The organism is Arthrobacter glycogeni (assembly GCF_054511155.1).
In genome coordinates, this window is the sequence record NZ_JBTNDE010000022.1 from 39,734 (window position 1) to 56,083 (window position 16,350).

General features: G+C 65.0%; 9 protein-coding genes and 1 pseudogene. 4 read left to right on the forward strand and 6 right to left on the reverse strand.

Features of this window, described 5'->3' with window-relative positions; translation table 11 throughout:
- Positions 1-2 precede the first annotated feature (2 nt).
- Positions 3-1,856: a translation elongation factor 4 gene (gene lepA / locus ACX80O_RS14055; protein ID WP_459333804.1), complete on the reverse strand. Its 1,854-nt coding sequence runs from the start codon at positions 1,854-1,856 to the stop codon at positions 3-5.
- Positions 1,857-2,203: 347 nt separating this feature from the next.
- Between lepA and ACX80O_RS14060 the strand changes: the two genes are divergently transcribed.
- Both ACX80O_RS14060 and rpsT read left to right on the forward strand, forming a co-directional pair.
- Positions 2,204-2,551: a type II toxin-antitoxin system PemK/MazF family toxin gene (locus ACX80O_RS14060; RefSeq protein WP_459333805.1), complete on the forward strand. Its 348-nt coding sequence runs from the start codon at positions 2,204-2,206 to the stop codon at positions 2,549-2,551.
- 258 nt (positions 2,552-2,809) lie between these two features.
- Positions 2,810-3,070, forward strand: a complete 261-nt coding sequence (gene rpsT, locus ACX80O_RS14065) for a 30S ribosomal protein S20 (RefSeq protein WP_459260271.1) — start codon at positions 2,810-2,812, stop codon at positions 3,068-3,070.
- Positions 3,071-3,300: 230 nt separating this feature from the next.
- Here the strand turns inward: rpsT and holA are convergent, their stop codons facing one another.
- The 5 genes from holA to leuS form a co-directional block, all read right to left on the reverse strand.
- Positions 3,301-4,317: a DNA polymerase III subunit delta gene (gene holA / locus ACX80O_RS14070; protein WP_459333806.1), complete on the reverse strand. Its 1,017-nt coding sequence runs from the start codon at positions 4,315-4,317 to the stop codon at positions 3,301-3,303.
- Between the two features lie 89 nt (positions 4,318-4,406).
- Complete coding sequence (locus tag ACX80O_RS14075; RefSeq protein ID WP_459333807.1) at positions 4,407-6,779, reverse strand: ComEC/Rec2 family competence protein; 2,373 nt, start codon at positions 6,777-6,779, stop codon at positions 4,407-4,409.
- Between the two features lie 277 nt (positions 6,780-7,056).
- Entirely contained in the window at positions 7,057-8,037 is a 981-nt protein-coding gene (locus tag ACX80O_RS14080; protein WP_459333808.1) for a ComEA family DNA-binding protein, read from the reverse strand.
- Between the two features lie 73 nt (positions 8,038-8,110).
- Positions 8,111-9,148 carry a DegV family protein gene (locus ACX80O_RS14085; protein WP_459333809.1) on the reverse strand — a complete coding sequence of 346 codons (1,038 nt, stop codon included), beginning with the start codon at positions 9,146-9,148 and terminating at the stop codon, positions 8,111-8,113.
- A 21-nt stretch (positions 9,149-9,169) separates the two neighbouring features.
- Positions 9,170-11,695: a leucine--tRNA ligase gene (gene leuS / locus ACX80O_RS14090; RefSeq protein ID WP_459333810.1), complete on the reverse strand. Its 2,526-nt coding sequence runs from the start codon at positions 11,693-11,695 to the stop codon at positions 9,170-9,172.
- A 290-nt stretch (positions 11,696-11,985) separates the two neighbouring features.
- On the opposite strand from leuS, the gene ACX80O_RS14095 reads away from it, so the two are divergent.
- Both ACX80O_RS14095 and ACX80O_RS14100 read left to right on the forward strand, forming a co-directional pair.
- A complete protein-coding gene (locus tag ACX80O_RS14095) occupies positions 11,986-15,441 on the forward strand; it encodes a bifunctional proline dehydrogenase/L-glutamate gamma-semialdehyde dehydrogenase (RefSeq protein WP_459333811.1) in 3,456 nt (1,151 codons plus the stop codon).
- Between the two features lie 53 nt (positions 15,442-15,494).
- Positions 15,495-16,240 (forward strand): annotated as a pseudogene (locus ACX80O_RS14100) (IS3 family transposase); the annotation flags it as partial.
- Positions 16,241-16,350 lie beyond the last annotated feature (110 nt).

A 16,350-nucleotide genomic window follows, 5' to 3' on the forward strand; every position in this document is an offset into this window, starting at 1 on the left:
TGCTACTTTTTGACCTTGTCCTTGGATTCGTCGGTGGTCAGGGCGGCGATGAAGGCTTCCTGGGGGACCTCGACGCGTCCCACCATCTTCATCCGCTTCTTGCCTTCCTTCTGCTTCTCCAGCAACTTGCGCTTGCGGGTGATATCGCCGCCATAGCATTTGGCGAGAACGTCCTTACGGATGGCCCTGATGCTTTCCCGGGCGATGATCCGTGAACCGATGGCCGCCTGGATGGGCACCTCGAATTGCTGGCGCGGGATGAGCTCGCGCAGTTTACCGGTCATCATCACGCCGTAGGCGTATGCCTTATCGCGGTGGGTGATGGCGGAGAACGCGTCGACCTGCTCGCCCTGCAGCATGATGTCGACCTTCACCAGGTCGGCGACCTGATCGCCGTCGGCCTTCCAATCCAGTGAACCGTAGCCCCTGGTCCTGGACTTGAGGATGTCAAAGAAGTCGAACACGATCTCAGCCAGTGGCAGGCGGTAACGGATTTCCACCCGATCCTCCGAAAGATAATCCATTCCGCCCATGACGCCGCGCCGGCTCTGGCACAGCTCCATAATGGACCCGACAAACTCGGTGGGGGCGAGGATCGTTGCCGCGACCATCGGCTCGCGGACCTCGGCGATCTTGCCCGTGGGATATTCGCTGGGGTTGGTCACGTGGATGAGCTTCTTGTCCTCAAGCGTCACCTGGTACTCGACGTTGGGGGCGGTGGAGATCAGGTTCAGGTTGTGCTCCCGCTCAAGCCGCTCACGGGTAATTTCCAGATGCAGGAGTCCGAGGAACCCGACCCGGAAACCGAAGCCGAGGGCCGCGGAGGTCTCCGGCTCGTACACGAGGGCCGCATCGTTGAGCATCAGTTTTTCCAGCGCATCGCGGAGCACCGGGTAATCGGTGCCGTCCAGCGGGTACAGGCCGGAGAAGACCATCGGTTTGGCATCAGCGTAACCGGGGAGGGACGCCTGTGCCGGCTTGGCCAGGTTGGTGACCGTGTCGCCCACCTTGGAAAGCCTGACATCTTTCACCCCGGTGATGAGGTAGCCCACTTCGCCGACGCCGAGTCCCCTGGACGGCGTGGGCTCCGGGGAGCTGACTCCAATCTCCAGGAGTTCGTGGCTGGCACGGGTGGACATCATCTGGATCCGCTCGCGGGGGTGCAGCATGCCGTCGACCACACGAACGTAGGTCACGACGCCGCGGTAGGTGTCGTAGACCGAGTCAAAGATCATGGCCCGGGCGGGTGCGTTGGGGTTGCCGACGGGAGGGGGAAGATCCCTGACAATCTTGTCAAGGAGTGCCTCGACTCCCATGCCGGTCTTCCCGGAGACCCGGAGGACGTCGTCGGGGTCACCGCCGATCAGGTTGGCCAGCTCAGCGGCGTACTTTTCGGGCTGGGCTGCGGGGAGGTCAATCTTGTTCAGGACCGGAATGATCGTCAGGTTGTTTTCCATCGCCAGGTAAAGGTTGGCCAGGGTCTGGGCCTCGATCCCCTGGGCGGCGTCGACCAGCAGGATCGCCCCTTCGCAGGCCGCGAGCGACCGTGACACCTCGTAGGTGAAGTCAACGTGACCGGGGGTGTCGATCATGTTCAGTGCGTGACTCACGCCATCGAGCTCCCACGGCAGCCTGACGGCCTGGGATTTGATGGTGATGCCCCGTTCGCGCTCAATGTCCATCCGGTCCAGGTACTGGGCCTTCATGTCCCGCTGCTCGACGACGCCGGTGAGCTGCAGCATCCGGTCCGCCAGGGTGGACTTCCCGTGATCAATATGGGCAATGATGCAAAAGTTTCTGATGATCGCCGGATCAGTGGCGGCGGGCACCGGTGAGGTGCGGGCCTTCGGTGACACAGGACATTCCTTACTGTTGCGGAAGGGCTGTTGCGAAAGGGCTGCTGCGTAGCGGCCGTCTCAGCAGCAACTGGTTTCAGCAACAACTGCCGGGTTCGGAGCGAGGTGAACTTACCTCTTCAGCCGGTCACGTAAAACCAGCTCGGTTAACAGTCTCCCACGAGCTGGCGACTGATCTTGAATTGCTTAGGAACCCGAACTGTATCCTTGACCGCATGCCATTCGATGCCCGTTCCCTACTGCGACTAGCCCGTTCTGCCATCCGGCTGTTGCAACCCCCGACGCGGCCGTCGGGGGTTGCCCGCAAGCCGACCGCCTATCCCGGTGATTTCACCGGGACCCCTCGCGTGAGTTACGCCCCCCGGGCCGACAATGTCCCGGATGCCGGCGAGATCGTCTGGGCCTGGGTGCCCTACGAAGAGGATCACCGACAGGGCAAGGACCGTCCCGTCCTGCTGATCGGGGAAAACCGCGGCAGGTTGCTGGGCCTGATGTTGACCAGTCGCAATCGGAACGATTCGGCGAGGTCGGATCCAGCCTACGTCGACATCGGGTCCGGCTCCTGGGATGTGCAGAGACGACCCAGCGAGGTCAGGACCGATCGGATCATCCAACTGGCCCCTGGCGATGTCCGCCGAATCGGCGCGGTGCTCCCGCGGGCGCAATTTGATCGTGTTGCGGCGCGGCTGGGCTGATCGTTCGACGGTGCCTCCATCTTTCTTTGGTGCCGCCACCCCTTGACGTTGCCGTATCTTTCGACGGTGCCGCCGCGCTCGGACAGACTCGCCGCCGGGACTAATCCCGGCATCTCTGGTAATCTAGACAGCTGTGTGTCCGCGCAGGTCGACGGGCACTTTAGTCCAATCGCCTACGGTATCCCCACGCCGCTCAGTCATTGGTTGAACTGAATTACCCTCACGACCAGTCCGCAATACAAAGAGAGTTCTAAATACGTGGCAAATATCAAGTCCCAGAAAAAGCGCATTCTCACCAACGAGAAGGCACGTCAGCGCAACAACTCGGTGAAGTCCGAGTTGAAGACGGCTATCCGCGCCGTCAACACTGCGATCGGCTCGGCCGATAAGGAAGCCGCTACCAGCGCCCTCCAGTCGGCAAGCCGCAAGCTGGACAAGGCTGTCAGCAAGGGTGTCGTGCACAAGAACAACGCGGCGAACCACAAGTCCGCGATCTCGAAGAAGGTCAACGCTCTCTAACCAGAGATCGACTGTTCGACGTTTTCCAGATGGCTGGCCTTCGGGTCGGCCATCTGTCGTTTAACGGGCGGGCCCTCAACCTCACCCTCCGTTCACCTACCGCCCTGCGCCGAACGCCGTGCGCCGAGCGGTTACGTCTGGCGACCCGCCAGACCGCACGGTTCGGCGGAGGGGTGGGGTGCCGGGGTGTTGGGCCGGGGTGTTGGGCCGGGGTGGGGTCGGGATGGAAACTAGCCGCGGCCAGCGAGGGCAATCATGGTGACGGCCTGCTCGACGGCGTACACCGGATCCCGTGACGCGCCTTTCACCTGGGCGTCGGCCTCTGCAAGGACCTGGATGCACAGCACCAGCGCCTCGGGGCTCCACCGCTGGGCGTCGCGTCGGGCCTGATCTACCTGCCAGGGTGCCATCCCCAGTTCTTTGGCCAAGTGGGCTGAGCTCCCCCGCACCTGATGGACCTTCGCCACGGCCCTGACCTTCATCGCCAGCGCCGCGGTCAGCAGTACCGGATCGGCACCAGTGGCCAAAGCATGCCGAAGCATTGAGAGGGCCTGACCTCCCCTGCCAGCCAAAGCCGCGTCGGCCACCTTGAACCCGGTCACCTCGACCCGGCCGCCATAGTATTTTTCGACCGTCTCCTCGGTAATTTCTCCTGCCGTATCGGAGATCAGTTGCTGACAGGCTGCTGCTAACTCGGCGAGCTGGGAGCCGACGGCCGCCACCAGGGCTCGCAGTGCCCCACCGCCGATCCGCCGCCCAGCGGCCCGGAATTCCTCGACCACGAAATCGGTTTTGTCCGAGTCCTTCTTCAGCGGCTGGCAGTCAACGACAGGTGCCCCCGACGCTTTGACGGCGTCCAGGAGTTTCTTGCCGCGGTTTCCGCCGCTGTGGTGCATCACCAGGACGACGTCGGGCGCTGGATCCGAGAGGTAGCCGAGTGCGTCCTGCAGGAAGTCGTCGTTCATTTGAGCGAGGCCACTCACCTCGATCAATTTAGCTTCGCCAAAAAGGGAAGGACTGCCGTGGATCGTCAAATCACCGGCCTCATACTTACCGGCGTCCAGCTTCACGTCCTCAAGATCGGGACGGGCATCGCGCAGGCTGCGGCGGATGCGTTCGACAGCCTGACCCGCTGCGTACTCCTCCGGGCCGCTGAGCAGGACTACCGACGCAGGCACAACTGTCCGCCACTGGATTCCCGAGCTGCCAACTGGTTCCCGACGGGATGCGGCTTGCCTCGACGTCACGCGGTTGCTCCTGCTGAGTGGTGGGCGGATCGATGGTCTACGTGTCAACTGTGCCACGGGCCGGACCTACGGCAAAGCGGATCCGGTGGTCACCGCCGGATCCGCAACAAGTTGTCCTGCACCGAGACGAGAAACGTCCCGAGCTCGTCGGTTCTTGCCACAGTAATCCCCGCCGCTGACAGTCCAGAGACGATCGACGGATGAGGGTGTCCGTAGTCGTTGTCCTGGCCAGCTGATATCAGGGCGAGTTGGGGGCGAACGGCGTGGACAAGTTCCAGCCCGCCATTAAGTGCACCGTGGTGAGCGACTTTGAGGATGTCAACTCCTCGTTCCACGAGACCCGGGTTGGCGCGCAGCAACGATTGGGCAGCGTCCTCCTCCAGATCACCCGTCATCAGGATCGCGACGTCGGCGCCGTCTGGAGAATCGATGATGACTTCCAACACCGCACTTGAATTATTTTCCGATTCGAGCTGCGCACCAGCACTTGGCCACAGCGCCGTCCAGCTGACACGGCCATAGGAGCCACCGTCGCCGTGTTCTCCGTGCATGCCCTCCACCAGCCGCTCCGGCAAAGGGCGCTGAGAGGAGGCCGCCGTGACCGCTGTGGGGAGAGCCGGCTCGGAGGACGAGTAGAGGATCCGCTCCACCGACCTGTCCCTGAAAACTCCTTCAATTCCTGCGTAATGGTCGGCGTGCAGGTGGGTCAGGACCAGGAGCTCCACAGTGGTGACAGCGAGGCGATCAAGGCAGGCGTCGACGTCGTCGGGTTCCGGACCGGTGTCGACCAGAATCACCTTCCGCTCACCGGTGCGCAGCACAAACGCGTCGCCCTGGCCAACATCGCAGGCGGCGACTTGCCAGGCGCCCTCCGTGCCGCGACCTGACGACCACACCATCACTGCGCCAAGGCCCAGCGCGCAGCCAGCCGCCAGCCACAGCACAGCGAAGGCCCTGCCTCGACCGGCACCCGGTCGGTGCCCGCCCCGTCGACCTGATTGGTGCGGTTTCCGGAAAGCCGCGCGCAGCCGTGGGCTGAATGCGACAGCCAGAACTATCGCCAACGACAGGGCGCCGGTGAGCACCGCACCCAACGGACCGCCCATCCACGGCAGGGCCGCCGCCGGTGCGGAGCTGAAGAATGTCGCTACCGTTTCCACCCAGCCGGCTCCCCATCCGGCCACCAGGACCAACGGCACGGCAAGGGGCTCAGCTACGACAAGCAACACCACGGCTGCCATTCCAAGGATCGTGACCACCGGCACTACCGGGCTGGCAGCCAAGTTCGCGGGAACCGAGTAGAGCGGTAGCGCGGGCTGCAGGAGGATCACGATAGGAGTACAGAACAGCTGAGCCGCAATCGGAACGGCGAGGAGCCGGGCGGCAAGCGCCGGCATGAATCGGGCCAGCCTGGTCGCCAGTATCGGACCAAACAGGATCAGACCGGAGGCCGCGGTCACCGACAGCATGAATGCGTAGGAGGCGGTCAGCCATGGATCGGCCGTGAGCAATACGACGACGGTCAGCAGCAGGAGAGCAAGCGGCACCCTGCCACGACCGGTTAGCACCGCTGCCACGCCGAGCCCTCCCATCACGGCAGCGCGGAGCACGCTTGGTTCGGGCTTGACCAGGATCACGAAGCCGATCAGGGCAAGGACTCCCAACACAGCCGCGGGCAGGCGGGGCAAGGCCACGGCGCGGGCACCGAGGAAAACGAACGCGAGCACATAGGTGCAGTTGGCGCCGCTCACCGCGGTGAGGTGGGTCAGGCCGGTGATCTGCATATCCTGTTCAATTAGCTCGTCAAGGGTGCTACGGTCGCCGATGACCATCCCCGGCAAGAGGCCACCCTCCCCCGCCAGCCGCGACGCCAGCTCCACGAAATCCTTTCGCACCTGTGCCGGGTAGGTGGTCCAATCTGCTGACGTCTGCACCAGGGGGCTCGTCTCAGCCATGAGTAAGGCGACTGCCCGGTCTCCTGGTTCCGTTGGCAGGAGACGCCCCGCGGTTTTAATCGAGTCTGAGGAGGTGACCCGGTGCCAGGATGCCGGCCCGATTACCACCACCGGGGTGTGTGCAGCGAATTGGGTCCCGTTGACCGTGCCGGCTATCAGCGCCGCCTCAACAAGGAACCGGTCCGCCCCCGTGAACCGGTCGGGGCTGATCAGGACGGCATCCGAGGTTGCCTCGAGGACCGCGGTGATGGACGCCCGCTCGTGCACGGCTGAGAGCACCGGCCCCATGGTGCGGGCCTCAACTGCGGCGGCGGCCGACACGGCGACCACCGCTGCAGTAGCCAAAGGCACCACACACCAGAGGACTACTAGCCTGATCCGCCTCATTCCGACGGGAACGAAACAGCCAATCCCGGAACACGCGGCCAACACCGCCAAGACTCCAGCACAGAGGAAGGCTGCAGCGGCGTCGAGCTGTGTCACCCCCGCTGCGGTAGCCCAGGCCACTGCAGTAGCTGGCAGAAGGCGAAAATCCCCGGTCCCTGGTTCGGTGCGAGGTGTCGGGGAGTCCGGTGCCAGACGCTCCTTCCACTTCGTCAACCGTCCAGGTATCGCGGCCCGGCCGGACAGCGAGACCCAGCCGGGTAGGGCTAACCAGCCGGAGCGGCGCTCAGGAATCTGATCCACCGAGTCGCGCCGTGATTGGGGCGGCTCGGTGGCCGCCTGAAGATACCTTGTCCAGGCCCTGCGGGTTCTCATCTCGTACCCCGTCGACGCGGGCCCGTCACACTGTCACCACGGGGAGCAGGGCCGCGAGCATCGCTTCGCCGATACCTGGGACGGCGTCGAGGTCTTCGGGCCTGGTAAACCCCCCGTGGTCGGTCCGCCATTGGAGGATGCGCTCTGCGAGGACGGGGCCAATCCGCGGAAGTGTTTCGAGCTCATCAAGATCGGCCGTGTTGATGTTCACCATCCCCGGTGAACCCATCGGGCCGACAGGAGGCGGGGCTTCAGGGCCGCCCGCCGCAGGGCCGCCACCAGCGCCACCGGAGTCGCCGGAACCTAGAGGTGGCAGCCCATTGGGCGGGACCTCACCGTGCAGCGGAACCCTGATCTGTTGGCCGTCCTGCACGGGCGCGGCCAGGTTAATCGCGGCGAGATCGGCCTCGGGCAACGCTCCGCCTGCCAAATCCAGCGCTTCAAATGCTCGAGAACCCGATGCCAGCTCCACCACACCCGGGCGAGCTACGGCCCCGGCAACGTGAACTAGGAGAACCTGCTGGACTGCGTCTTCGGCCGTATCGGCGGTTCCCTGGGACGGCGCAGGCGGCGACAATCCACCAGTTGATCCGCTTCCCACCCGCTCCCCCTGCGGAGGTACACCAGACGAGGGCGCTCCAGACGAGGGCGCTCCAGACGAACCTGAGGCGCCGCCCGTTCCGGGTTGGCTACTGGCTGGCGCGTCGAACGCCACCGAGGTCACCTCCGGCGATGGGGCACCGCGCAGAACAAAGAGACCGAAGGCGATGGAGAGCGTCAGACCAAGCACCACCAGCGACGCGCCACGTCCAACCGCCCACCGGCGGCCTCCCCGAGGTGGCGGCCGCGGACCGTCCAGGGTCTCAACATTGTCCAAGGTCACAACATTTTCCGGCGTCTCAAGATCTTCTGGACCGTCAACGTCCTGTACGGGATCTGGCGGATTCTGCCATGCGCTGATCCTGCCGCGGGACGGAGGGCTGGTCGCCCAGCGGTGTTGTGCCATGCTGCTGAGCCTAGGATTCCCCGACGAATTACGGGGGTGCGGCGTCAGGTTATGTGGGTAATCCCAGTGGAACTCAGGGGGCTGTGGAGGGCCGGTCGGCGTCGCCAATCCGTCCGGCTACGGCGATCGCGATGACGCCCAGACCGGTGTGGGCCGCAAGCACAGCTGGCAACTGGGCCAGGACTGTGCGCACCTCGGGGTGGCGGTGCTGCAGCGTCGTCGCGAGCTCCGCCACCTGCGTGTGATTGCCGAAGTAATGGAACGCCACCACCGCTTCGGACCGTCCAGCAATGTCTGCCTCCACCAAATCGATGAGGCGTGCCGTTGCCTTGGCAGTGGACCTCACCTTTTCGAGCGGAAGGACCTTGCCCTCCTGAACACTGAGGATGGGTTTTACCGCCAAGAGGGTGCCAAGCACGCTGGCTGCCGCGCCGATCCGGCCGCCCTTGCGCAGTTGTTCAAGGCTCGGCACCAGGAACCGCAGGGTCGACGAATCGCAGACGGCCTTCGTCACCGCCGCTGCGCTGGCCAGGTCAAGACCGTCGCGCCCACCGGCTTGCGCGGCGGCTACACCGAACCCCATCGCCATACCGACCGTCCGGCAGTCGACAACCTCGACCGGAATCGACACCGCGGCGGCCGCGAACCGTGCTGCGTCGGTGGTACCCGACAGGTCAGCCGAAAGGTGCACGGAGAGAATGCCCGTTGCGCCCTCGGCTTCCAACCTTCGGTACACGCCTTCGAACTGTCCGGGCGATGGCCGTGAGGTGCGCACCTCGGCCCCTTCGGCTAACGCGACGGAGAGCGGTCCGGTGAGATCGTCGGTCCCCTCACCGAAGATCCGGCCGGCAATCATCACCGGCATCGGCACCACGACGACGCCGTGCGCCGCCCCGCCCTCGGCCAGCCAGCCGGGCGGTAGCGCCGCGGCCGAATCGGTCACCACGGCAATCCGGGGCTTCACGGCGGTCTGGGGCGTGGCCCGTGCACCCGACGGCCGGACCCACAGCCGCTCAAGCCACCTCATCGGATACCAACCGGGAGGGCCGGATTTCGGCGGCGCCGACGGTTCACGCTGGACCGCTACGGCGTGAACCGGGTGAGGCTGCACTGCTTGAACGGGAGGCATGGGTCACTCCGGAACGATATTGACCAGCTTCGGAGCCCGCACAATGATGGTCCGAATTCCCCTACCGTCAAGGGTCTTCTGGATGGGAGCACTGGCCAGCGCCAGTTCCCGCAGCGCTTCCTCGGTAATGTCCGGTGAAACCTCGAGGCGATCCCGGACCTTGCCCTGCACTTGCACGACGGCGACCACCGTGTCCTGTACCAGTAGTGTCTCGTCGACGGCGGGCCAGCCCGCTGTCGCCACCGACGCCGGGTGTCCCAGCCGGTTCCACAGATCCTCGGCCGTGTAGGGGGCGAACAGGCTCAGGATCACTGCAACGGCCTCGGTGGCTTCACGAACGGCCGGGTCGGCACCACCGACGCCCGAGTCGATGGCCTTGCGGGTTGCGTTGACCAGTTCCATCACACGGGCAATGACCACGTTGAACTTGTTGCTCCGCAGCAATGCCGCGCTGTCGGCCACGGTCCGGTGGGTGATCGACCGCAGCGCACGGTCACCAGCCGAGACGTCGACGCCGGGCGCGCTCGTGACGTCCGGGCCGAGGCGCCAGGCGCGGGCGAGGAACTTCGAGGAGCCCGACGGCGAGACGTCCGCCCAGTCGACGTCGTCCTCGGGCGGGGAAGCGAAGACCATGGTCAGCCGGATCGCGTCGACACCAAACTTGTCCAGCTGCTGGCTCAGGTCAACACCATTGCCCAGCGACTTGCTCATGGCTTTGCCGCCGTTAAGTACCTGCCCCTGATTCAACAGTGCGGCGAACGGTTCGATGAACCCGATGAGTCCCAGATCGAACAGCACCTTGGTGAAGAACCTGCTGTACAGCAGGTGTAGGATGGCGTGCTCGACGCCGCCCACGTACTGACCCACGGGCAGCCAGCGGTTGACCGCATCCGTGTCGAATGGTGCATCGGTGGTCTCCGGTGAGGCGAACCTCAGAAAATACCAGGACGAATCGACGAATGTGTCCATCGTGTCGGTGTCCCGTTTGGCGGGCCCCGCGCAATGGGGGCAGGACACGTTCACCCATTCCTCGACCGCGGCCAGCGGTGAGGTGCCCTTCGGGGAGAGATCCCCGCCGCGCAGGTCCTCGGGCAGGGTGACAGGCAGCTGGTCGTCGGGGACCGGCACTTCGCCGCACGTTGAGCAGTGAATGATGGGGATCGGGGTGCCCCAGAACCGCTGCCGGGACAGCAGCCAGTCGCGCAGCCGGTAGTTGACCGTCTGTTCGCCGGTGCCCTGTTCGGTCACCAGTTCAATGGCGCGGGCGATCGCTTCGTCTTTGCCCAGCCCGTCCAGTTCGCCGGAGTTCACCAGCGTGCCGGGGCCAGTAGTCGCGACTCCCGATGCGGCAGGGTTATCAGCACCCGTGTCGACGACCATCCTCACCGGCAGGTTGAACGCCTTCGCGAAATCGAGGTCACGCTGGTCGTGGGCGGGGACGGCCATGATGGCTCCGGTCCCGTAGTCGGCCAACACATAGTCGGCGGCCCAGACCGGCAGCTTCTCACCGTTCAGGGGGTTGATGGCCCAGCGCCCGATAAACACGCCGGTTTTTTCCCGCTCAATGGACTGGCGCTCGATCTCCGACAGGGATTTAATCCCCTCCCGGTACTCTTCCAGCTCAGCCCGGTGGGCCTCGGTGACCAGATCCAGGGCCAGCGGCGCATCAGCTGCCACCACAAAGAACGTGGCACCGTGCAGCGTGTCGGGACGGGTGGTGAACACGGGGACGCTCTGCGCCGGCGCTCCTTCAGCTGCCTCGACGACAAAGTCAACACGGGCACCCTCGGAGCGGCCGATCCAGTTGCGCTGCATGGCCAACACCCGTTCGGGCCAGTGACCCTGCAGCTGGTCCATGTCATCGAGCAGGCGGTCCGCGTAGTCGGTGATCTTGAAGTACCACTGGTTCAGGCTTTTCTTGGTGACGGGGGTGCCACAGCGCTCGCAGGCGCCGTTGACTACCTGCTCGTTGGCCAGCACTGTCTGGTCTTTGGGGCACCAGTTGACCGGTGAGTCCTTGCGGTAGGCGAGGCCCTTTTCGAAGAAACGCACGAACAGCCACTGCGTCCACTGGTAGTACCCCGGGTCGGACGTGTGCAGCCGCCGCGACCAGTCGACACTAATCGCGTAACGCCGGAACGAGTTGGCCTGCGTCTCGATGTTCGTATAGGTCCACTCGGACGGGTGGGCGTTGCGCTGGATGGCGGCGTTCTCGGCGGGCAGCCCGAACGAGTCCCAGCCAATCGGGTGGAGGACGTCGAAGCCCAGCTGACGGTAGTAGCGGGCGACGACGTCGCCCATCGCGAACGCTTCGGCGTGACCCATGTGCAGGTCGCCGGAGGGGTACGGGAACATGTCAAGGACGTAGCGTCGTTCCCGGGATCCGTCGTCGGCAGGCTTGAACGGCTGTAGCCGGTCCCACTCCGCGGGCCACCGGGCTTCGATGTCGGCGAAGTTATAGGTGTTCTCGTCCGGTTGCCCGGCGTCGGCTTGCGTGCTCACTGTCGTTTGCCCTGTCCTCTTGATCAATTGCCCCTAGACACACAAAAGCCCCTCGTCCAGGGAGGGGCATGCCGCACGGTCGACCGTACGGCTAGCTAAGGAGTTGTACTACAGACATGCGACCACTCTAGCGCAGATTGGCACCCGCGACCCGCGACGCGGGTTACGATGTTTCTGGTACCCGCGCCCGCATCGCGCGGCCTACCATGCCGAGGCGGAATGCGCCCCCGGCTGATCGGCCACCGGCCCCGCAAGGGGAATACCACCTGACTCAGGATCCGATTGCAGTGGCCCGTCGCATTGTGAGGCACGATCGCATGACACAACGCTTTCCCACCGCTGATCCCGCTCCCGCAGCCGTGGGTGACGACGCCGTCGCCCTGGTACGCCGCTGGCTGCACCTGGACGACGCCCGCCGCCCCGAGCCCACCGTCACCCGCGGGTCACGATCGGCGCAGCTCCTCGCCGAGGTCCTGAAGGACGACGCCGGACTGCAGTTCACGCTCGGCTTCGTCGACAGGGTCATCCGGCCCGAAGACAACGCAGTCGCTGCACGGAACCTGTCGAAACTGGCCCGGCAGACGCCGTCGTTCCTCCCCTGGTACATGCGCGGCGCCGTCAAACTCGGCGGAGCACTTGCTCCGGCCCTGCCCGGCATCGTGGTGCCCGTGGCGCAGCGGGTGCTGCGCGAAATGGTGGGACACCTCATCGTCGACGCCCGGCCCCACAAACTGGGCAAGGCGATTGCCGGGCTCAGGGGCGAATCGGTCCGGCTCAACATCAATTTGCTCGGTGAAGCGGTGCTCGGCAACGAGGAAGCCGACGCCCGCCTCGCAGGGACCAGGAAACTGCTGGCCCGCGACGATGTCGACTACGTCTCGATCAAGGTGTCGTCCGTGGTGAGCACCATGAACCTGTGGGACTTCCACGAGACGGTGGAGCGGGTCGCCGAGCGGCTCCTTCCCCTGTACCGGCTGGCTGCGTCGTCGCCGGCGCCGAAGTTCATCAACCTCGACATGGAGGAATACCACGACCTCGATCTGACCGTCGCGGTGTTCAAACGCATCCTCGGCACTGCGGACCTCACGCACCTCGAGGCCGGAATCGTGCTGCAGGCCTACCTGCCCGATGCGCTCGGGGCGCTGCAGGACCTCACTGAGTGGGCCACCGCGCGCCGGGCAGACGGCGGCTCGGCCGTCAAGGTCAGGCTCGTCAAGGGAGCCAACCTGGCCATGGAACTGGTTGATGCGACGGTCCACGGGTGGGCGGCCGCCACCCTGCCATCGAAGGAAGCGACCGACACCAACTACAAGCGGTGCCTTGACTGGGCGTTGCGCCCCGAGAACGCTGAGGCGGTCAGGATCGGTGTGGCCGGCCACAACCTGTTCGACATCGCTTTCGCGCGCCTGCTGTCGCTCGCCCGCGGGGTGGAGGACCGGATCGAGTTCGAAATGCTGCTTGGGATGGCGGAGGAGCAGGCCGAAGAGATCAAGAAGGATGTTGGCTCTCTCCTGCTGTACACGCCGGTGGTGCACCCGGCCCAGTTCGACGTCGCCATCAGCTACCTGATCCGTCGGCTCGAGGAGAATGCCAGCCAGGAAAACTTCATGTCGGCTGTTTTCGAGTTGAACAAGAATCCCCAGCTGTTCGAACGGGAGAAGCAGCGCTTCCTCGATTCGCTGGCCGCTGTGGACACCGCTGTGCCAGGACCGAACCGCGCGCAGACTGTCGACCGGTTCGTGGAGTCGGTCCCCGGTGAGTTTGCCAACCAGGCCGACTCCGACCCGTCTCTCCCGGTGATCAGGGACTGGGCGACAGCAATCCTTGAGCGGGTTCCGGGGTCATTCCTCGGGGTTGAGCTAGTGGAGGCGTCTTGGCTGGACACGAACGACGACGTCGACCGTACCATCGTGGCGGCGCTCGCGGGCCAGGTCGGCTGGGCGTCCCGGACCGGAGCCGAACGGGCAGTGGTGCTGCGGAACGCGGCGGCGCGGCTCGCGGCGATCCGCGGGGACCTGGTGGAGGTTGCGGCCAGCGAGACCGGCAAGACAGTCGCCGAGTCCGACCCGGAGATTTCCGAGGCAATCGACTTCGCCAACTATTACGCGCTCCTCGCCGAGGAGTTGGACCAGGTCGAGGGTGCCGAGTTTGTTCCGGCCGGTCTGACCGTGGTGACTCCGCCGTGGAACTTCCCGGTGGCCATCGCGGCCGGGTCTGCCCTTGCCCCGTTGGCGGCGGGCAGCGCCGTCGTCGTCAAGCCTGCACCGCAGGCGAAGCGCTGTGCTGCGGTTCTCGTGCAGGCGCTGTGGGACGCAGGAGTCCCCCGCGAGGTGTTGCACTTCGCTGACGTCGAGGAGGGCCCTGTGGGCCAGCACCTCATCTCCCATCCGTCGGTGGACCGGGTGATCCTCACCGGGGCGCACGACACCGCGAAGCTGTTCCGCAGCTGGCGGCATGACCTGCCCCTGCTCGCTGAAACCAGCGGCAAGAACGCGTTGATTGTGACGCCCAGCTCGGACCTCGATCTGGCGGCCGCCGACGTCGTCAAGTCGGCGTTCGGTCATGCCGGGCAGAAGTGTTCTGCGGCATCCTTGGTGATTCTGGTGGGGTCGGCTGGGCGATCGGCGCGGTTCCGCAACCAGCTGGTCGACGCCGTGGCATCCCTGAAGGTGGGGTACCCCCACGACGCGGCCACCGAAATGGGCCCGGTCATCGAGCCAGCCGAAGGAAAGCTTCGTGATGCGCTGACCACGCTCGGCGACGGCGAGACCTGGCTGGTCAAACCGCAGCAGCTCGACGACACCGGACGGCTCTGGAGCCCGGGCGTCCGGGCGGGGGTGAAACCCGGCAGCTACTTTCATCTCACCGAGTTTTTCGGTCCGGTGCTGGGCGTGATGCACGCCGATTCGCTGGAACAGGCGATTGAATGGCAGAACGCCAGTGCCTACGGTCTGACGGCGGGCATCCACACCATGGATAGCGATGAGTTGGCCCTGTGGCTGGACGCAGTGCAGGCCGGAAACCTTTACGTCAACCGCGGCATCACCGGCGCCATCGTGCAGCGTCAGCCCTTTGGCGGCTGGAAGCGGTCGGCAGTTGGACCCGGCGCGAAGGCCGGCGGCCCCAATTACCTGATGCACCTCGGCAGCTGGAAGCCCGTCGAGCTGCACCCGGGAAATGTCCATGCGCCGCTGAGCGCACCGGTCCGGGACCTGTTGCACGCTGCCGACATTCCCGCCGTCGATCAGGGCTTCCTGGCCCGTGCGACGGCCGACGATCAGCGCCACTGGGTGAAGTCCTTCGGCGCCAACCGTGATGTGTCGGGGCTCGGGGTGGAACGCAATGAGTTCCGGTACGTTCCTGGTGCGGTGACGGTCCGTCTCAACGAGCAGGGAACCCTGGCGTCGTTGGTTCGGGTGCTTGCCGCCGGGCTGCGTACAGGAGCGACGCTGCGGGTGTCGTCTGCCCATTCCCTGCCGCCTGCGCTGACTGCTGTGTTGTCGGCGCACGCCGTGGATCATGGTGTTGAGGACGACGCCGCCTGGCTGGCGCACGCGCCGGCAGCTGGTCTCGGCCGGGTGCGGCTGGTGGGCGGCGGCTATTCGGACCTGTGTGCTGCGACGTTGGGTAATCCGGACGTGGCCATCTATGCAGGACCGGTTACCGAATCGGGGCGCCTTGAGATGCTGCCGTTCCTGCACGAGCAGGCGGTGAGCATCACTGCTCACCGGTTCGGCAACCCGGACAACGTGTCGCACACTGTGCTCGCCTAGCGGATTTGGGGTTAGCCTCTGTTGGTGGACACCTGAAGTAGCGGGATCCTTGGATTCTGCGGGAAGGTGTTCTTGTGAGCACAACACGACGTAAATTTACCCCGGAGTATCGGCGGGAGGCGGCTCGCTTGGTGATCGATACCGGGCGGCCGGTCGCGCCGGTGGCTCGGGAGTTGGGGCTCGGTGAGCAACTTTTGGCCCGGTGGGTGGCCCAGGAGCGAGCCCGTATGGAGGCCCCGGAGAAGTCGGCGGCGATGGAGGTAGAGGCATCGGAGCTGGAGCGTTTACGACGGGAGAACGCGCAGCTGCGAATGGACAATGAGTTCTTGGGAAAAGCCGCAGCCTTCTTCGCTTCCAAGCAACAGAGTCGGAATGCTTCGAACTGATGCAGGCGCAGAAGGCCAACTATCCGGTTGCACGAATGGCCCGGCTTTTACGCGTGTCTCGATCCGGTTTCTACGCTTGGCGGCGCCGGATCCTCGATGGTGGCTCCACCCGAAGATCAGATCAAACCAACCTTGATGAGTTGGTTCGGCAGGTCCACCTCGACTCGAACGGGACGTATGGGGCTCCGCGGATTCGGGCGGTGCTGGCTAGGAACGGGACCGGTGTTGATCGGAAAACTGTTGCCGCATCGATGCGGCGCCAGGGTTTGGAGGGGATTTCCCCGCGTCGTTTCCGTCCCGTGGCCCCGATTGGGGAAGCGCGGGTGCATTCGATTCCGGACCTTGTGACAAGGAAATGGGATACCGGAACTTTGGACGCGGTCTGGATTTCGGACATCACGTACCTGCGCACCGCTTGAATTCTAGGCATCGTCGCAACACCCTGAAATTTAGGGAGCATGTTGTGGTCGGTCGACCTCGTGGAAAGCAGAACCTGCAATATATGGCGAAGGAGCGGGAGGAG